Source organism: Roseivivax sp. GX 12232, assembly GCF_021272185.1.
Taxonomy (GTDB): Bacteria; Pseudomonadota; Alphaproteobacteria; order Rhodobacterales; family Rhodobacteraceae; genus Roseivivax.
In genome coordinates this window covers 1-18670 of record NZ_JAJSEC010000016.1, presented here as the reverse complement: position 1 = coordinate 18670, position 18670 = coordinate 1, and the positions used below count along the sequence as shown (strand labels likewise).

At 58.7% G+C, this 18670-nt stretch carries 16 protein-coding genes and 2 pseudogenes; 4 read left to right on the top strand and 14 right to left on the bottom strand.

Annotation, left to right across the window (positions count from 1 at the left end; genetic code table 11):
* Positions 1–530 precede the first annotated feature (530 nt).
* Both LR948_RS18135 and LR948_RS18130 read left to right on the top strand, forming a co-directional pair.
* Complete coding sequence (locus tag LR948_RS18135; RefSeq protein WP_232755502.1) at positions 531–1553, top strand: hypothetical protein; 1023 nt, start codon at positions 531–533, stop codon at positions 1551–1553.
* A gap of 854 nt (positions 1554–2407) precedes the next feature.
* The gene (locus LR948_RS18130; protein ID WP_232755501.1) at positions 2408–2809 is read left to right on the top strand and encodes an MbcA/ParS/Xre antitoxin family protein; all 402 of its coding nucleotides are present in this window, start codon (positions 2408–2410) and stop codon (positions 2807–2809) included.
* Between the two features lie 3 nt (positions 2810–2812).
* Here LR948_RS18130 and LR948_RS18125 read toward each other — a convergent pair whose 3' ends face one another.
* Positions 2813–3481, bottom strand: a complete 669-nt coding sequence (locus LR948_RS18125) for a metallophosphoesterase (RefSeq protein ID WP_255703064.1) — start codon at positions 3479–3481, stop codon at positions 2813–2815.
* 267 nt (positions 3482–3748) lie between these two features.
* Between LR948_RS18125 and LR948_RS18120 the strand changes: the two genes are divergently transcribed.
* On the top strand, positions 3749–3991 hold the full coding sequence (locus LR948_RS18120) for a hypothetical protein (RefSeq protein ID WP_232755499.1): 243 nt from the start codon (positions 3749–3751) through the stop codon (positions 3989–3991).
* A gap of 79 nt (positions 3992–4070) precedes the next feature.
* Here LR948_RS18120 and LR948_RS18115 read toward each other — a convergent pair whose 3' ends face one another.
* From LR948_RS18115 to LR948_RS18085, 7 genes are all read right to left on the bottom strand, one after another.
* Positions 4071–4478 (bottom strand): antitoxin Xre-like helix-turn-helix domain-containing protein, encoded by a 408-nt coding sequence (locus LR948_RS18115; RefSeq protein WP_232755498.1) that lies wholly within the window; start codon positions 4476–4478, stop codon positions 4071–4073.
* A gap of 139 nt (positions 4479–4617) precedes the next feature.
* Entirely contained in the window at positions 4618–4953 is a 336-nt protein-coding gene (locus LR948_RS18110) for a hypothetical protein (protein WP_232755497.1), read from the bottom strand.
* Between the two features lie 340 nt (positions 4954–5293).
* Complete coding sequence (locus tag LR948_RS18105) at positions 5294–6226, bottom strand: IS5 family transposase (protein ID WP_232755496.1); 933 nt, start codon at positions 6224–6226, stop codon at positions 5294–5296.
* A 156-nt stretch (positions 6227–6382) separates the two neighbouring features.
* Positions 6383–6877, bottom strand: a complete 495-nt coding sequence (locus LR948_RS18100) for a DUF4411 family protein (RefSeq protein ID WP_232755495.1) — start codon at positions 6875–6877, stop codon at positions 6383–6385.
* 20 nt (positions 6878–6897) lie between these two features.
* The gene (locus LR948_RS18095; protein ID WP_232755494.1) at positions 6898–8130 is read right to left on the bottom strand and encodes an ImmA/IrrE family metallo-endopeptidase; all 1233 of its coding nucleotides are present in this window, start codon (positions 8128–8130) and stop codon (positions 6898–6900) included.
* Between the two features lie 156 nt (positions 8131–8286).
* Positions 8287–8886: an SMC-Scp complex subunit ScpB gene (locus LR948_RS18090; RefSeq protein WP_232755493.1), complete on the bottom strand. Its 600-nt coding sequence runs from the start codon at positions 8884–8886 to the stop codon at positions 8287–8289.
* A gap of 1 nt (position 8887) precedes the next feature.
* Positions 8888–9781 (bottom strand): DUF1403 family protein, encoded by an 894-nt coding sequence (locus LR948_RS18085; RefSeq protein WP_232755492.1) that lies wholly within the window; start codon positions 9779–9781, stop codon positions 8888–8890.
* Between the two features lie 126 nt (positions 9782–9907).
* On the opposite strand from LR948_RS18085, the gene LR948_RS18080 reads away from it, so the two are divergent.
* Positions 9908–11008, top strand: coding sequence for a tyrosine-type recombinase/integrase (locus LR948_RS18080; RefSeq protein ID WP_232755491.1), 1101 nt, complete (start codon positions 9908–9910; stop codon positions 11006–11008).
* 340 nt (positions 11009–11348) lie between these two features.
* Here the strand turns inward: LR948_RS18080 and LR948_RS18075 are convergent, their stop codons facing one another.
* The 6 genes and pseudogenes from LR948_RS18075 to LR948_RS18045 all read right to left on the bottom strand — a co-directional run.
* Complete coding sequence (locus LR948_RS18075; RefSeq protein ID WP_232755490.1) at positions 11349–12605, bottom strand: helix-turn-helix domain-containing protein; 1257 nt, start codon at positions 12603–12605, stop codon at positions 11349–11351.
* Between the two features lie 565 nt (positions 12606–13170).
* Complete coding sequence (gene repB / locus LR948_RS18070) at positions 13171–14160, bottom strand: plasmid partitioning protein RepB (RefSeq protein ID WP_232755489.1); 990 nt, start codon at positions 14158–14160, stop codon at positions 13171–13173.
* On the bottom strand, positions 14150–15355 hold the full coding sequence (gene repA / locus LR948_RS18065) for a plasmid partitioning protein RepA (protein WP_232755488.1): 1206 nt from the start codon (positions 15353–15355) through the stop codon (positions 14150–14152). The genes repB and repA overlap by 11 nt, the downstream gene beginning before the upstream one ends.
* Before the next feature lie 1764 nt (positions 15356–17119).
* A pseudogene (locus tag LR948_RS18055) lies at positions 17120–17371 on the bottom strand (integrase core domain-containing protein); the annotation flags it as partial.
* 127 nt (positions 17372–17498) lie between these two features.
* Positions 17499–18227: an IS21-like element ISPkr1 family helper ATPase IstB gene (gene istB / locus LR948_RS18050; protein ID WP_232755487.1), complete on the bottom strand. Its 729-nt coding sequence runs from the start codon at positions 18225–18227 to the stop codon at positions 17499–17501.
* Positions 18160–18670: pseudogene (locus LR948_RS18045) on the bottom strand (IS21 family transposase); the annotation flags it as partial. The pseudogene LR948_RS18045 and the gene istB, both read right to left, overlap by 68 nt.

The following is an 18670-nucleotide window of genomic DNA, read 5'->3' as shown; positions in this document are numbered from 1 at the left end:
GAGACCTATGATGCTTTGAACGAGCGGGCCCAGGGGTTGGGGACCTCCCCCACGTCATATGTCAGGCGCCTGATTGCGCAGGACCTGAGCCGAGTTTCGGCCCCGGGCGGTGAGGTGACCGATGCGCCAGAGGTCAAGGTGTCTGAGAGGCCAACTGCACGGGCGGCTCAAGGACGTAAGAAGGTGTCTCCTGCCCGATGGCAAACAGGGGCCCTCATGGCGTCCCTGATGGCGGCCTCCTCGCTTCTAGAGCGCAGCAAAAGGGACCTGGAGCGCAGGCTTTCTGGTCTCTCACGGGCAAAGGGGGATGGCACCCCTGCCCCATCTGAGGCGGCGCCTCACACGGCTGTGGAGGGCGTCCAACAGGCCTGCGCCGAAGTACTCCGAGAGCTGCAAGGTCTGCGATCCGTTCTTGATGGGTTGGTGCCCACTACCGAAGGCAGTGAAGAGACCCCGCACCCAAGGCTGCCCGGCATGAAAACGGGCATGAAAACGGGTCCCGGATATTCTGAAAACGGGGAGCCTCTGCAATGATGCTGAAGACCGAGCGCTTTGTTCCCGAGGACGTGGGGAACCTCAAAGCCTACTTTATCGATCCCGGTGAAAACGAGGCGGCAACATGGGTCATCGGTTTTCCAGAGCTGTTCGATTACATGCAATCGCTGGCGCAGGGGTACCACAAAGCTTACGCGGTCCGGCACCAGATGATCTCGCCGGGCGAAAAGCTTTCTGAACAAGAGTGGAGCCGGGTCCTGTCACTCTTCCTGAACGAAATCGACGCCCCTGATGGTATCGAAGACAGGATGGCCATCGTGGAGCACGAAAAAGCACGCGCGGACAACACCGGCGGGGCCAGAATTCATCGCCATTTTGCTATGGAAGAAAACGATCCTTTCTCCACGCGAACACTGAAGGCGCCCAACTACATGGGGAACGAGTTCATATCCCGCATTTGCGAGTTGGAATTCGGACACCCCAGCATTCCGGGTCGCTTCAACCAGTATGCTCTCAGGCGTCTGCGCGAGGAACGCCCCGATCTGGACCCCACACCCCTGGTAGAGGCCATCGAAGAGGCCGCGGCTCTGGTGGGCGTCGATCCTGAAAAATACTGCGCGCGATCCGCGTACCAGGATGCCTCCTTCCAGGCCTTCAAAAGGGTTCTGAAAACCCGTCTAGATCGGGCCTCCAAAGCCCATCTGCAAGGGCTCCTGGATCAGGGGACGGATGAGGACACCGCCCAGCGCGCCCTGAAAGACGCCCTGCCCCGCATACGCTCGGAGGTCATCACCGAAACCCTGCCCGGTCTCCATGCCCGCCTGCGCGAGATCGTGGCCTCCTGCCGCCAGGATATAGGCGCCCTCCCCGCCGCTCTGGACGAGGCCGGCTTTACACTGCGCCAGGACGCCGAACGTGGTCCTGAGGCCCCTTATTTCGTCGACTACAGGCTTCCTGCATGCCCGGCATCAGGCGATCCTGCCAGAACGATGAAGATGGGGGCCCTCGACCGCCTGGCCCGTCTCGATCGAGCTCAGCTGTCAGAAGCCCTAGACTGAAGACAAAAAGGCATCCCGCCCCCTTTGGGGTGTGGGGCGCCCTCCCGCTTTGCGGATCAGCAACCGCTTTCAGCAGAGGAAAAGATCCCTTATCCTTTCAGGATCAGGGCAGCGTCTCCAAGGATAGGATAAGGGCGCCATAGAGCAGGACGGAAAGCCAATTGGCTTGCTACAGACGTAGGCACCTACATCTGTAGCAAGATCATAGACTGAGCTGTCTTAGCTGCGCCAGATAATCAGATAGACATACGTTTTGGGCGGCGGCCATAAAAGCGTCGGACGCGGCACAGTGCGATGCCTTCTTCATCCGTTCCTGCTGCAGAGGCATCGCGCGCCGAGCCGGCATATTTTCTTCTCGCCACAGCCTGAACCGCTCTCGCGTAGTTGTGGGGTCAACTTGGGCCGAGCCCGCGTAGTTGTGGGGTCATCCAGCACGAACCGTGACCGATCCCGCGTAGTAGCGGGGTCGTCGGAGGCAAAATTGCGCGTAGTTGTGGGGTCGTCGAGCCGACAGCGCGGTTTCCTCGGAAACTCGGAGGTTAAATATCGTCCGCCGCGTATTTGCGGGGCCGTCATCACATAGGCCTCTGATATTATAGAATAAATTTGGTGTGTACGAAGTTGCATTCTCTAGAGCAAGGACGCGCATGCTTGCGGTCCTCAAATCGATCTCCCCAAGATCTCTTAATTTGAAAGCTGCGCGTAGTTGTGGGGTCATCTCTAAAACCCTTCGTCAAAACAGATACTTGAGGTCGGATGACCCCGCAACTACGCGGTGCCAGTCATGAGGCGTGCCCGGTTTGCGAAATTTCCCTTGGTCCAATACGATCTTCACTTGTTTTGGAGTCTGCCTCATGGAACTGCACCGCGGCACCCCGACGGCGGCCACACCCCCGATCACTGACGATGAAGCGGCCGCACTCGCAAGGTCGACAGTCAACCTGTTCCAGGCATGGGAGCTCAGTGACGCCGAGTCCTGCACGCTCCTGGGCGGCATAGCAAAGCGGACATGGGCGCGCTGGAAAGATGGCCAAATCGGTCGCATAGAGCGCGACTTGCGGTTGCGGCTGGCGCTGCTCATCGGGATCCATAAGGGACTGCGACACATGTTTCGCGAGCCAGGACGTGGTTACGCTTGGATCCGCAAGCCGAACGCTGCTTTCGAGGGCCTCTCGGCACTCGATGTCATGCTCCGCGGCGAGATGACAGACTTGCTTGCACTGCGAGACTGGCTGAACGCGGAACGCGGTGTCTGACAATCAGATCTCGAGCTCCCATACCCGTGCGAGACCTACGCCGCGCACACGGATCCCGCTTTCTAGAACATCCGAATACGAACGATGATGATGCCCGTGCACGATCAGCCGCGCGCCCATATCCGCCGCCAGGTCATCGATGAACTCCCAGCCGTGTTGGTGATTTGACGGCGCTTCATGCGTGATCAGAACGTCAGCTTTTTGCGCTCTGAGCTCTTCCACCGTCCAGGGCATGATGGTCGTGAGATGCCGCCACGGCCGGCCGCCTTTGTGACGCTCCTGCGGTGGTGTTTGGGCGACGAATTCCGCTTCGGAATGGTATTTTGGCACAGCATCTCCAGACCAAACTTTACCGCGGATGACGCCACCCAGGCCGGCGATCCGAAGATCACCAACCTCAACAACACGTCCGTCAATGCGGCGGTCGTCGGATTCATCAATCACGCTCCAAAGATCCGGCGTGCCATTATCATGATTTCCGACGATGAATCTTAGATCGATGCCGCGGTTAAGGATTTCCTGGAATGCCTCGCGCGCTCGATCAGGGCCGCCCGGATCGAGCTTGCCCTCAGCCAGGTCTCCGAGAACGATGACCGCCTCGACATCGTGCATTGGATGATTGAGGAGTGGCTCCCATCTGCCGTGTGGGTCGCCATAGATTAATGTTTTCATGTTTTTATATAGCATATTTAGCAATTATAGTAAAAGCAACATCAGAACTCGGGGATTGCATATATCCCTTGGTTTACAATGAGACACTGAATAAAAGTGCAGTGAAGCCCCGCAATTTCAGGAAAAAGACATAGGAATGAATGTGATTGAGGCACCGAGAACAAGCAAGCTGATGGACTATCAAGTCATTGAGATCCTGGGCGTCGACTCAGAGGAGGCGTTGCCGATACCGTCGACAAGCAACTCAATAATGTCGGCACTCTCATCGTGAGCGGTGCCTTCGTCGCAGGGCTCGCGCTTTCAGGCATCGGCCTCATGCGCCTGAAATCGGAAGCCGATACGCAAGGTCACCAGACTAAATACGGTGTAGGCCTCTGGCGGCTTGGTCTCGGCGCAGCTTTGGTTGCACTTCCGGCGATTATTGGTGTGACTACGGTCAGTTTGGGCGCGGACGACACGAAAACGATGAAATTCTCATCAGGATTCAGCGCTTCCACTGGCGGCGAATGATACGCAATTTACAGGTGACAAAACTAGGGCCGCCCAAGCAGTCGGCCCCAGTTCTGTGCCGAAGGCCGTCCTGCACGGCTTAGACGCCCACACGCATCGCGTCGATGTGCTGACGCACGCCAACCATGCCGGGGATTCCCTGGGCAATCATCAGGTCGATGGGACTGCGCCCTTCGTAGAAAGGCCCCTTGTTTGGAAGCGTTGGCCAGTCGGTGATCAGCGGTCCGTTGAAGAGAAGCCTCAGCCCCTTGTAAATGCCGATAATCAGGCTGGCGCGGGTAACCTTGTCGCGATCAAGCGTCCCGATAAAGGTAGCCGACTTCATGCGGGCCCAGGTGGCAGGCGGCACATCGAAGAGCGCCGCCGATTGGGTGCTGGTGAGACCCCAGGAGCTGGTGGCCCGGGCCACGGCCTTGACTAGTGTCGCGACCTTGTCGCGATCACTGAGGGGCTGGATGCCCGTATCGGTGGCGAATTGAGCGCTCATCGCGAGCTCCATATGAGAGCTGTCTTCTATAATACAGTTTTCTCACCTTATCAAAACACGGCTTGCCCTAGGACGCCCCTCTTCCTTTTACCATGGCAACATTTTCGGCTTACCAGGCGTCTTGAAATAGACCGTCATTTCAGCGTCCGAGCGGCACCTCGACCCGCTGGTGTCCCGGCTTCGTGACCGGCAAGTGCGCGATAGCGTCTGAATAGTCAGTGAAGGTGCCGTGGTAACCCTGGGCCTTCGCTGCGGGGCTCGGTATGATCTGCTTCGCAGTGGCGGCGCCACCAACGAAATGCGTCATCGCTACCATACAGCGATCGGACGACAGGTACGGCATGGCGTGGTGGTCCCCTGCTTCGACCGCATTGTAGTCCATTTCCACGGTGACAAGCTGGCACGTTTGGATCGGGCGCGCGATTTCAGAGCCCTTTGCCGCGGTCTCGGGGTTCACATACACGTCGGGCAGCACATTGTACTCGCATTTCTGTGAATATGCCCCTTAGCGAGTGACCTCGATATCGCCCGAGACAGGCGACCAATCGTCGAGATCGGCGGAATTCACGGCCTTCTCAGACTCCAGGATGCCTGACACCTTCTCCCAGCCGTGCTGGCCCGGTTGGCGATACTCGATGACGAAGTTACTGGTCTTCGAGGCAGCATTCCATCCGACGAGGGGTGCCGATCGGAAATGGACTTCGTAACGCCCAGCGGGAAGGCGCACAGGCTCCGGCTTCAGAAATTTTCGGCCATGGATGGGCTCTGGTGCGCAAAGCCGGCGGTAGACGGAATGCGCCTTTCCCCGGACAGACTTATCCTACGGCCTCTGTGATCAGGATGCCGAGCGCGGTGAAGCCATTGAGCACGGCGATCCGGACGTGCAGTTCCGCGACCTGGCGGTCGAAGTCTCGTGCCATCAGGCCCTGACCCAGTAGCTTCACACAATGCATCTTTGTCTCGACGAAGCTCCGGCGGTGGTATCCGCTCCAGCATCTCCAGAGCGCTCGACCGAGATATTTTGAGGCCCGCAGCGCTTCGTTGCGGGTGACGGCGCCAGCGCTGGAAGGCTTCCAGGGCTTGGCGTTCCCGCGTGGCGGTATCACAGCATGAGCGCCCCGTTTCGCAATCACGTCCTGGCACTTGCGGGTGTCGTAAGCACCGTCAGCCGCTACAGACCCTATCTCTTCATCGGCCGGGATATTGGTGACCAGCTCCGGCAGCATGGGCGCGTCGCCGATGTGGCTCCCCGTGATCTCGACGGCACGAACCTCCAGCGTTTGCTCATCGATCCCGAGGTGGATCTTGCGCCACAGGCGCCGCTTGGGACCGCCGTGCTTGCGGGCGTGCCATTCCCCTTCGCCTTCCGCCTTGATGCCGGTGCTATCGATCAGGAGGTGCAGAGGGCCATGGGAGCCTCGATACGGGATGTCGACCGCCAGCGATTTCTGGCGGCGGCAGAGGGTGCTGTAGTCTGGCACCTCCCAGTCCAACTCCATCAGGCGCAGAAGGCTCCCGACGAAGCCAGTCGTCTGCCTGAGCGGCAAGTCGAACAGCACCTTCATCGTCAGGCAGGTCTGGATGGCAGCGTCGCTGTAGCACGGTTGCCGACCCCGCTTGCCGGTCGGTGGCGGCTTCCAGGCCATGCCCGGGTCGAAACAAATCGTAAGGGAGCCACGCTGCTTCAGCGCATCGTTGTAGGCCGGCCAGTTCTTGGTCTTGTAGCTCGGCGGTGTAGGTCTGTTCATGCCGCTCCGGCTACCATGCTGGATTCACGAGATGAATCCTCGGCCGGTTTGCGCAACAGAGCTCTCGCTGGAGATAGGAAGTTCCCATTTGGGCTTTACCCTTTTCTGGCCATCGTTCATGCGACTTTCTGGGCCAGAGAAGGGTCTAAGACCAGGTCAGGTTGCGCCAATCCTGAAGTCTAGCTCTTTGTAGAGAACAAAGTCGGTTATCCACCGTACACCGAAATCGGAACATACATCCGGTAGTTTTCGATTCTGCCGTTTTGCGCGTGGTCTTGACGTTTCTTTCGTAACCACGGTTCTATTGCTTGGCGCCGTGAGAGCATAGGCCGCTAGGAAAGGGTCCGCACCGATCTGCTCAATTTCCTCGTCCGTCAGATCGGAAGCATACCCTTGTTCGACAACCTTCTGAAAATGCGTCGCGTCGACCTCCTCATCGAGTACGAGAGCCTCTTCAACGTTCTTGTCAGACAGCCAGTCGGGAAGCGCCCCTTTACCGCGGCAGACCTCGGAAAAGATCTCGAATGGCATCTTGATGTCACCACCTTCGGCCCGTTCCTGGAGCCAATCCCAGAATTGCGGCACGCGGTCGATGGGGTAATAGTCGGCGTCTGCGCGGATCAACGTATTGGCATCAATCAAGTAAAGCAAAACAGTCGACTACCCGAATACTATGCTGAGCCGAGCGAGCGCATACCCGCGAGCATCGGCTCCACGCCGGTCGGCCGGACCCCCAGGAGCTTTGCAGCTTTGGTGTGCGTGATCACGTCGGATCGCAGAGAGCGGCCGACGAACTGGAGCATGGCATCACCGACGCGGTGCCGACGTACGACGTAATAGCTGGGTCCACCTGCGGAATTCCGAGCCTTGGCTTTCTCGCTGTCGCGGAATTGACGCCAGCGTGCACCGTAGGCGGCATGCACAGATTGGTAGGTCGCTGTGTCGAGGCGATCCGTTCGCCACATCCGGTACGCAACCATGCCCTCGCTGACTTTCCAGATGTCGGCGATATTGGCGGCCACCTCGAGGGCGGCAGAGGTCTCGGTCATCCGATCAATACCGGCGAGAGCGCTGTCCGGGAGCAGAATCCGGCCGGCAACGTCATTGCAGAAGCGCTCGACCCGAGCTTTGGATGTTCCGTCCGCGACAGTCGTCGGTGCACCGCTGATGCCGGTTGAGCCAGTGAGAATGTGGACCAGCTCATGGAGCAGCGTGAATGCCCAGGCGGCGCGGGCATCGCCGTCGTTGATGACGATCATGGGCGCGTAGGGGTCGGCAACCGCGAACCCGCGGAACACTCGCTCGCTAATATTCGTATGGTGGGTCCCGAGGTTTCCGGCCAGGATCACGAAAACACCAAGGGCCTCCACGCGGCGTCTGAGTTCATCAAACAAATCCTTTGGCGCGTTCATCCCTTTGCGAAGCGCGCGATCATCCTCGATATCGAGCTGCACGCTGACCAAGCGCACCGCGTGCCTAACCGGGCTTTCCACAGACAGAGAGCCGACAAAATCCAAGCGATGACCCGTCTCCTCCTCGGCAATCAGCTCAGAAATCGTCGCCTGGCGCGCCCGGATGTCTCGTACCAGAGCATCGAGATTTGCGGCGTCATGTTGCTCTACGGGAGCATCAAACGTGCGATAGTCCTCACCGCGGTCTGCGGCACGCGGCGGGGACTGCAGGTAAAACGTGGTCAGTGGACGATGATAGACAGAAGCGATCTTGAGCAGCTGATTTCGCGTCGGGCTCGTTTCGCCACTTTCGAGAGCCTCTAGTTTCTGCTCCGCAGTCGCGCGCGCGGACGTGGACAGACCGATCCTATCCGCTGCCTCAGCAGCGGATAGCCCTGCCGCTTCTCGCGCCCACACGAGCATCTCTGGATTTATCGTGGTGGCTCTTGCCATCTCGCGTATTTGCGCCTCTCCCTGTGCGATCAGTGTGTCAGATCGCGGCGATGTGTCTACAGCTTGTTATTTAGCACCCAGAGATCGGTAATTCGATGTGACATCAAGCACATCAGCGGGCGCCGTGGCGGCATGACGGAAGGGATCTGATGTGGACTAATGCTCCGTACTCAAACCCGCGTCCATGAGCGCTTCCTGCTCCGGCAAATCCGACAAGCTCTCTAACCCCATGGCCGCCAGGAAGCCGTCGGTCGTTACGTATGTATATGGAGCTCCACGCCGCGGTGATCGGGGCCCTGTTCCGATGAGGCCTTGGGCGTGCAGTCGCCCGATCAGATCCCGGCTCACCTCCTTGCCGAAGATCTCGGCGAGACCATCTCGGGTCACCGGCTGGTGGTAGGCGATCGCCGCCAACACCGCGAGGTCCCGCTCCCGCAGATCGAGGGTCTGGGCGCTCACATCAGCCGCCGCTCGGATCACCGAGCCATACGCAGATCGTGTCCGCATCATCCAGCCATCGGATACTTTGACGACCTCGTAGGGCCGTGTTTCCAGGTCGGCAGCCAGGTCCTCGATGAGGAGATCGACCGAAGCCCCCTGCCCCACCACGCGCGCGAGGTCATCTCGGGGAACCGGCGAGGCAGAGGCAAAGAGCACAGCTTCGATTCGGCGCATCCATTCGCGCCACCGCAGCTCGGCGGGCAGGTCGTCCAGCTCGCGATCGATGTCGGTGTCTTTCTTGGTATCTTTTGGCATCTCAGACACCGTAGATCCTGAAGGCGTCTCGGCCGGTCAGCTCGCGCGCGATGCCCAGTTCGAGCAGCCGGTCACAGAACCGTCGCGCGGATCGATCACTCATGATGCCTGCCATACTCACAGTCGGTGAAATCGCGTCCCGGGTCAGCAAGAGCTGCACGGCTTGATCCGCACCTTTCGAGCGGAGCTTCGGCGCCACTGCCTGTAGCTTGGCAGCCCGCCTGGCCAAGTCATCGGACATCTGCACGATCACCTGAGACGACCGCCAGACCGCTTCGTAGCACGCGGAGATCAGCTCGCCCCCCTCCCCCCGCAAGGCCTTTCGTGGCAGACCGATGGACAGGAGAGGGACAACATGTGTCCAACCCAAAGCCTGCGCCAACGCGGCATCTGCCAGCAACCGGGCGGCCATCGTCTCCCGTGGACGGGTCCCCATGACCGCTTCAAGGATCTGGGTGGCCCGCGCGATCGGAGCCCCCTGCCCCGCGTCCAGATGTTCGGCGATTTGCTCGGCCTCGAGCATCGGCAAGGCTTTGGACAGGGATCCCACCGAGATCGGACGTCGGATCATATGGGACCATGTTAGGAAAACTGCGCCAGCCGGCCCCGGCTGCTCGCCCGCTCGCAGCAAGTGCACCTCGTCCCGGATGTCAGACGTCCGCTCCGGACGCCCGGCATCCATGACACAGCGCTCAGCGGCCTGCAGCGCGAGGCGTTGTCGAAGAAGCTCGCGCGGCACCTCGTCTCGCGCCAGCCAAATGTGCAGATGCGAAAGCGCCGCCCCTGCCTGAAACGCCATGTCTGTAAGACTTTCGGCACGTCCGGAGGTCACCCAAGACGGCAGTCTGGGAAGGGCTTCGAGGGGGTCTGGGGGCACCAAACGGGCGTAAGACATACCGCGACCCTATCTGAACGCGGCGCTTTTAGCCATCTTTTTTGCCCAAAACCGCCGGGGATTGGCCGATAGAGTGATGTCCAATAATGTTGACTTATCGGACATAGCAACCGTAGGCTTACGAGCATGCCCAAATCCCCCGAAAACGGCTCCGAAACGGACGAGAAGTCGACCTCAGAAGCGTTCCCCGCGGACAACGGTCACGAGGGCGGCGCCAGCGATCACGTGGTGATCCTCCCCTGCCATGTCGCGGGCTCCGGTACCCTCGATCGCCTAGCGAACACCGCACGCGACTACGCCAAGGCGTCGAAGGCCAAGAATACGCAGACGGCGTATCTCTCAGACTGGAAACACTTTTCTCGATGGTGCCGGATAAAAGGCACAGACCCCCTGCCCCCGTCTCCTGAGCTGATCGGGCTCTACCTGGCGGACATGGCCTCGGACCGCGCAAAACCGTTGTCCGTGGCGACAATCGAACGCCGCCTCGCTGGCATTGGCTGGGGCTACAAGCAGCGAGGCCTCACACTGGATCGGAGTGATCGGCACATCACGGCCGTGCTCGATGGTATTCGCCGCCAACACGCGCAGCCGCCAAAGCAAAAAGAAGCGATCATGCCGGAGGATGTCCTGGCGATGGTCGACACCCTGGGTTTCGATCTCCGCGGTTTGCGGGATCGGGCGATCGTGCTCCTGGGATATGCCGGCGGTCTAAGACGCTCCGAGATTGTGAGTGTTGACCGCGGTCAAGACGAGACCGACGACAGCGGCGGCTGGGTCGAGATCTATGACGACGGCTGTCTGCTCTACCTCAATGCCAAGAACGGTTGGCGCACTGTGGAGATCGGCCGGGGGTCCTCGGACCAGAGCTGTCCGGTGCACGCGCTGGAAAAGTGGTTGCATTTCGCCAGGATCGAGTTTGGTCCAGTCTTTGTGCGGACTTCGCGAGACGGCAAACGCGCCCTGCCCTCTCGCTTGAATGACAAACACGTCGCGCGGCTCATAAAGCGCACTGTCCTGGCTGCCGGCGTGCGGCCTGACTTGCCCGAGAAAGACCGCTTGTCGTTGTTCAGTGGGCACTCTCTACGATCGGGGCTAGCAAGCTTTGCCGAGGTGGATGAGCGCTATGTCCAAAAGCAACTTGGCCACGCCTCGGCTGAGATGACACGTCGATATCAACGTCGCCGGGACCGCTTCCGGGTGAACCTCACGAAGGCTTCCGGGCTCTAAGACACCGCAGGTTTCTGGAATTCCCGCTACGGCTATCAAGCCGAGAAAGCGGCACTGAGTTGGTATGGGCCTATCCGAATATCTTCGAGCTCAACTTGCTGTATCCGGGTATTTTGAGCGCTCCACTCCAGCATCCGGAACGGCCTAAACTGACTGCCTTTAGTGCTCGTCATCAAGATTAGCTCTTGAAGTGAGTAGCCTTCTTCATGCGCTCTGAGCACCTGGACTACTAGGTGTGGGACGGTTCTCTGCGCGAGTGTTGGGATGGCTTCTACAGCCTCTCCAGGCGGTTTGTTGACCGCGGGAAACGCTTTTCTCATCCATTGAGGACACCTCGTCGTTAGAATTTGCCCGGACGGATCCGGCCAGCAGCTACCGGCTCACCGTTCCGCCATTTTCGCAGCATCGAAGAGAGATACCCGGCTGGCTGGGCGATCCGATCGATGCGAGAGGCGATATAGTCGAGGGCCAAAAGCATGTTGCACGGGCCCCAGGCCTGGAGAGTCGTGAGAGCTTGGTTATGTCTTAGTCCTAAAAATCCTGAAAACTCCAAAATGACCCCCGCTAGGCTCTTGGATGAGCTCGGTGGATGTTCATACATCGATACGATTGAAGAGCAGCTATGCCAAACTTGGGTGAATGTGCGCTGAGCGTCTGACAAGCGCGCGCATGATTCAGTGTTTGTTTTACTAGACTCTTTGTGACGGACATTTTGTCCGCCAGGAACAGACGTTTTGTCCGCCAAAATGTGCTCCTGAGATGTCTTCGACTCAGCATCGTTGCCCGCGGTCAACTCGTCTGGGGCAGGGGCCATCTCCTGAGGTTCTTCATGCACAAACAGGGCGCTACACTCGTCTTCGATGGCTTCCTTGAGCTTGCCCATGTCCGATGAGGTCAGCGAGACGCGGCGAAGGGCATTCGCGACAAGGCGCACGAATTCAGATAAGCGCTTTGGCAAGCTCCCAAACAACTCGCATGCGGTTTGCTGGAGTTCGCAGATCTGGTGCTTGATCTCGTCTGCGATATTCTGCTTCGCCTCTTCTTCCAGTTCGATCTCTTGCTTTAGCTTTTGGAACTCCGGGAGCCGACGAAACAACGGCCTCAGGTCAACGCCGTACGCATCTACGACCTGGCTTCGGCGCTTCTGTGAGGGTCTTCGTTTGCAGTTATTGCTGCGCTTTAGCTCGATCACTCCGACACCTGCTAGTCGCTGCTCGCAGCGATGACGTGTCCGCGGGCAACTAATTTTTGCACGCCGCTGGATGGTCTCGGTCTTCGCGTAGGAAATCAGCAGCATGTCATGCGTAATCGGTCCCTCTGGGAGCACGCTGAGATGCGCTTTCAGCACGGCCATCGCACTGTCGGTGATCTTTGGCTTGATGTAGCTTCGGACTTCATCGAGCAGATCCAGTACTTGGTAGCGGTTCTGAACTGGAGGGAAAATGTCCTGGCCGTCCTGTTGCCCACGGTCAACGCCACGCGCCGTAGATCTGTCCGCTGGATGGGGCAGGGCGGGTGTGTCGAATTTAGTTGTCTGGGCGCACGCCGTCGTTCTCGCAGGAAGGCCTGCGAGGATTTCATCGATGCTCTGTGTCATGCCTGAATTTCAGAAGGCCGCAAAAATCCTGCCCTCGGAACGCGGGAAATGCGATCCAAGCTTGATTCGGTCTGTTTTTGGGGCTACCTAAAAGGTGTTCAGTCTTAAGAGGGCCCGTTCAGACTTCGGTTTGGGCGGGTCTTTTTTGTGCCTGTTCCTGCTCCTTTTTGCTGCTCGTTCTAGGGTGTCGGGGTGGATGAGTTTCCACGTGGAAACTCTATGAAAACAGATGCTTAGGTCTTTTGACCGCGCTTGAAGAAACTCTTCTTGGCGGGTCTTTGTGTGCCTGTTCCTGCTCCTTGTTACTGCTCGCTCTAGGGAGTTGGGGGCGGATGAGTTTCCACGTGGAAACTCCATGAAAACAGATGCTTAGTTCATTTCACTGGGTTCCCTGCGGCCTCCAAAAGGAAAGCTACCAGACGACTTGGGCAAAGTTGGCCATGGCCAACTCAACAAAATCAGTGACTTAGGGCCCGAACTCGGCTTGCCGCCGTTCCAGAGAATGGAATCGCGATGGGGGCGCAAGTACAAAGTTGGCCATGGCCAACTCAACGAGTTCAACGACTTAGCCATCACGGCGCCCTTGTTCTGTCTTCCAGCTGTCATAGAGCTCAGCCAGGTTGTCTTCCAAGAACTCCAAAAATGCCTGCTCTTGTTTTCCGGAAACTTCCACGACGATGCGTTTACCGGCGTTCTTGTAAGAGACCGGTGTGTTGCCCAAGCTTAACATTTTCGAGGCTTTGTGCTTTTGTGCCTGGTTGCTGTCGCTGGGCTGGCGCAGTTTGGCGGCGAGAGTATTGATGACCGCGGTCAACTTCTCAGCTGCCTTTCCGGTGTCGGGAACAAGATCTACGACACGGGCCTTCTCGTCGGCCGACAGCTCGGACACAAGCTCACGTAATTCAAACCACGGCCGCCTACCGACGTCGTGAGCAGCTCCGATCCGGTAGATAATCTCGTCAGGGATGTCTCTTGTTACGCCGAGCATTTTGCTAAGCGTGCCTTTGTCGACGGCAAGCGCATCCTGGATCTCGGCTCGCGTGAACTCCTGGTCTTTCAACTTGTTAGCAAAGATCGCCTGTTCGATGAAGCTCCGCTCCAGCCGCGCCGCGTTTTCCAGCGCTTGAGAAAGAAGGGCTTCGCGTCCGTCCATCTCTCGGATGAAGGCCCGAACTTTGATACCAAGTTCGCGGCATGCGGCGACACGGCGACGACCGTAGACGACCTCGTAGCGTTTACCAGGGCCGGTTCGGTACCTGAGAAGGGCAGGGAGCTTCTGGCCGGAAACCTCGATGGAGCGTTTCAAGTCTTCGATGCCGTCTAGCACGTCAAACCGGTCCGAAACCTCGGAATCGGCGATGTCAGCGACATCAACTTCCTGGGCGCTTTCAGCAGAAAACTTGGAAAGCGTTTTTGAGATATCTTGTACGGCGCGGGTGGATGGTTTTCGCGTAGATGTCGTGGTTGCGCTGGCTGTATCGCCCGACTCCTGCGATCGCTCTTGATGCTCTCTGTTTACGAACTCAAGGCTCTTTGAAAGTGCGCTACGTTTCATCACCTTCACCTCTCCCCCACGCGGACTGGATGAGCATCTCGATATCATTCGAATAGCCGATGACAGATTCTAGTGCGCGGGCGTAAGTCTTGCGGTTTTTCGAGCCCGATAAGTCCTGCTCAAAAATCGTATTCTGAGACACCCCGGCGTCACTGACCGCCGAAGACTTCAAGAATGGAGTGCTGATTACGCTATCCCCAAGGACTTCTCGGACCCATTCCGCAAAATCCTGCTGCGCGCTGATTGAAGTATCAAACCGTGTCAGAAGATATACGAAGTGATCATATGCCCCGATGCCTCCGTTCGAGTGGAGCACTTCGATCAGGTCCGACGCCATGGTCAAAAATTGGCTGCCCGAAGCCAAGTCGACCCGCTCTGGAATTATCGTCATCAACAACGAAGTGGATGCGCAAACGGCAGACATTGTGAGATAGCCGAGCTGGGGAGGGCAGTCGATCAAAACAATGTCATAGTCATCTTCGACTTCTCTAATCGAATCCCTGATGCGTTGGAAGAAGACCGGTTGCTCACCGCGACTGAGAGCAGTTGGTGTTTCAGTTTCGAATTCCGACAGCATGATGCCGCCAGGAACGAGGTCCACGTTCGGGAAGTAGGTTTTCTTCAAAACGTCGGTGATCGGTACGCGAGTAGCGTCGCCGTCGTTGTACCGAATTGCATCGTATAGCGTGCCACCATCTCGCAGCTCGAGCTCCGGCTGAATTCCGAAGAACGTCGTCAATGAAGCTTGAGGGTCTGCGTCAACGAGAAGAACCCGGTAACCGCGAAGGGCAAGACGCATACCTAGCGTTACGGTTGTTGTCGTTTTCGCAGAGCCACCTTTGAAGTTCACTGTGGACCAGATCTGAAGTTTGTCTCCGGCGCCGCGACCCGGGAGAAAATGCGACGGATCTTTTGCTGTCCCTGCTAGCCTTTTGCGCAGTGCGATGATCTCTTCCGCACTGTAGAGGCGCTTGTTGCCATTGACCTGCTTCACTTCTGGAATCCGGCCGTCGAAGTGCGCTTTTCGCAAATAGCCATCCCCGACACGTAGCAGCTCCGCCACCTCGCCAGCACCGAACAATCTGAGGGTCTTCCGCTCCTCCGGCGCGAGCATGATCTTGGACATGTGCTCTAACGCGCCCGAAAGGCGCAATGCGTCATTGCGAAGCTTCTCGTGCAGTAGGGGTTTGTTCATGCTCTGCCCGCCGTGTACTGTTACCTCGCCTGTTAGCGTTCCTTGGCCCCATAGTTGGAGAGGTGAGTTTCGGAACGCTAACCAGGGCGAGTGATTGCCTTTTTGCGTTCCATCTACCTCCCAAGCAGCCAAAAACTCAAGAAAAAATGTACACCCACTATCTGGTGATCACGTAGACACACCTGCGCTACATGTTGTTCAGCCTTGAGGTTGTGCATTCAGGTTTGCGTTGAAGGTACTGAAAAGTAACAAAAAAAGTCGTGTCGTGGGATGGGGCTCGTCAACTGGCCAACGCGGTGCTCGAGGACACCCTGAATGTAACGCATCTAAGGATCTCCGGTTAAGTTCCTCCGTGCACCGTCGACGGCTGAACCGATTCTCTCGGCTCGAACGTATTTTTAGGCGAGTCGGGCCGGCAGCGTTCCAGAGTAGGTCAGCGCTCGGAAAACGATCCAGTGGAGACTTGGCCCTAAGCTCGCCGTTTGAGGTCCTCCATGGTTCATGAGCCTTGCCGACGCCCGGTAAAAGCTGGAAGATTGGCGTAGACACGACAACGAAAACCGACCCCACAGCGCGTTCGGATACAACGTTCCGATTGCAGTTCACTATCCCGATGGCGCCAGCAGCCCGTCATCGTGAGACTGCCGGAAAAATCCAGCTTCCGGCAGTCAAAGGTTGGGGCGCAGCGCAATCAGCCGGCGGACTCTCCGTAAGGCGGGACGGTAGTCGGGTCTCAGGTCAATCTCGGTGTGGCTTCTTCCAACCAGTTCCATCTCGGTGAGTGCGGGTAGGAAGTTGGGCATAGTAGCCTGGGATTGGACCAGGCATCATTCTCAGAGCATGGCGGGCTGCGTAGTTCCGAGGCGAATCGGTTTACTTGAGGCTGCTTTCTTTGTGTTTCCTGTGTTCTAGAGGCTCGAGATCCGCGAGCTTAACCGCGGATAGGTGCAAGGTCAGTGGAGCGGTCAGAGATCTATGAGGCCGCCACAACTCAATAGTCGTATCTGATGTCTGCGCGGAGCTCCGCGGCATGCGTTCAAATGACCAAGAGCAAGATGGGGGCACCCACGTCTCCTATCCACCTTTTAAACTGACAGTTTAAACACCCCCAAGGCGCGTACCGTTCGGCTGATCGGCTGCTGTTCGCAAGGATGGATCCTCGATCATCTTCATGGCAGAAATTGTGTCTCCGTTTACAGATATAACCGCGGTTATATGGAATCCTCGCCGGCCCATCCTGACCGGTATCCTCGGCCACCGGCGGCCTTCGTTGACAGATATAACCGCGGTTATATGGAGTCCTGGTGTCCCATCCTGACCGGTATCCTCGGCCTCCGGCGGACCTCGTTGACAGATACAACCGCGGTTATATGAAGTCCTGGCTGTCCCATCCTGACCGGTATCCTCCGCCACCGGCGCCCAACGTTGACAGATAAAACCGCGGTAATATGGAGCGCCTAAGCCCCTCATCCGGGAAGGGGCCCGTGCTTCTGAAACGGCGGAGCGCCGCGCTGCCTGATCAGCTTTGGTACATCTGGCCTGCAAGATCATGAGATCAGGGTCAGGGGCGATTATGTACCGCGCATTTCATGGCTTTATAGTGGACGTACTGCGCACCTAAAATGTGGATGTGTCCTTTACCCATTCTAGCGGAGGGTCCATGCGCACACACTGCGTATCAACCAGATAGATTCCCTAGTTCTGAACCGCCTGGATGCCGGATAGTGAACCGCGCCGGGTCTGTCGGAGGCTGGTTTTCGTTAGTTACGCGGCGACGGCATCGGCTGCCAGAGCTGCGTAATAATCTTCTTCGGCTTCGGCGGGCGGGATGTTCCCGATGGGCTCGAGCAGGCGGCGGGTATTGAACCAGTCGACCCATTCGAGCGTCGCGTATTCGGCAGCCTCGAAACTGCGCCAAGGGCCGCGGCGGTGAATGACCTCCGCCTTGAACAGGCCGTTGATGGTCTCCGCGAGAGCGTTGTCATAGCTGTTTCCGACGCTTCCGACAGATGGCTGTCAATCGGCCCTCAAGTTTGACCCCCTTTCGGCGTCCAATAATGACTCCCTCGAGCTCGGGTAGCTGGCCCGAGGCGGCGTAGCCTCCAAGTCGCGCAGCCGGATCGGGCCAGCGGGTCTGACGTGCTCAGGCTCGGGTCTTGAAGCGCCAACTCTCGTTGCCGGTCTCGACGATGTCGCAGTGGTGGGTAAGACGATCGAGGAGCGCGGTGGTCATCTTCGCGTCGCCAAAGACCGAAGGCCATTCTCCGAAGTCGAGATTGGTTGTCACGATGATCGAGGTGCGCTCGTAGAGGCGGCTGATGAGGTGGAAGAGGAGCTGGCCGCCGGTCTGCGCGAAGGGCAGATAGCCGAGCTCGTCGAGGATCAGGAAGTCGAGGCGGCAGAGCAGGTCCGCCGTCCGGCCCTGGCGATCGGCTCGCGCCTCGGCATCGAGCTTGTTCACGAGGTCGACGACGTTGAAGAAGCGACCGCGCTTGCCGCGCCGGATGCAGGCCCGTGCGATGCCGACGGCGAGGTGGGACTTGCCCGTCCCTGTCCCGCCGATCAGCACCACGTTGCGCTGCTGCTCGAGGAAGTCGCCGCCGGTGAGGTCGCGCACCAGGGTCTCGTTGACCGGTGTCTCGTTGAAGTCGAACTCTTCGACCTCCTTGGCCAACGGCAGCCTGGCGATGGTCATTTGGTATTTGATCGAGCGGGCCTGCTTCTCGCTGATCTCGGCATGCAGCAGATCGCCAATGATCTGTTGCGGCTCATGCTGGCGCTTCACGGCGGTGGCGATGATCTCGTCATAGGCCGCCTTCATTCCGTAGAGCTTGAGCTGGCCCATCGCGTCCAGCACCTGTGATCTCTCCATGGTCGGGTCTCCTGAGGCTGTCATAGCGGCTGCAATCGGCGACCGGCTCACAGCTCAGGCGCAGCGCGTCCGGCGTGGCGATGGTCAGAGGCGGCGCCGGTTCGCGGCGGCGCGCCAGGATATTGAGAACGACGGCGGAGGAGTGGACGCCCTCGGTGAGCGCCTCGGCACAGGCCGCCTCGACCGCGTTCAGCCCGTCGGTCAGCACCGCGCTCAGCACGTCGACCATCTGGCGGTCGCCATTGGGCGCCCGTCCCAGCTTGCGCTGGACCCGTCGCATGGCCGGAGGCAGGTCCCACTCCTTGAAGGGCGCACCGTTCCTCAGAGCGCCGGGCTTGCGGGCCAGCACCGGGATGTAGTGCAGCGGATCGTAGAGGTCCTTGCCACGCCCGAAGGCCCGCGCGTGCTCGCCGACGACCGTTCCCTCCTGCCAGACCTCGATG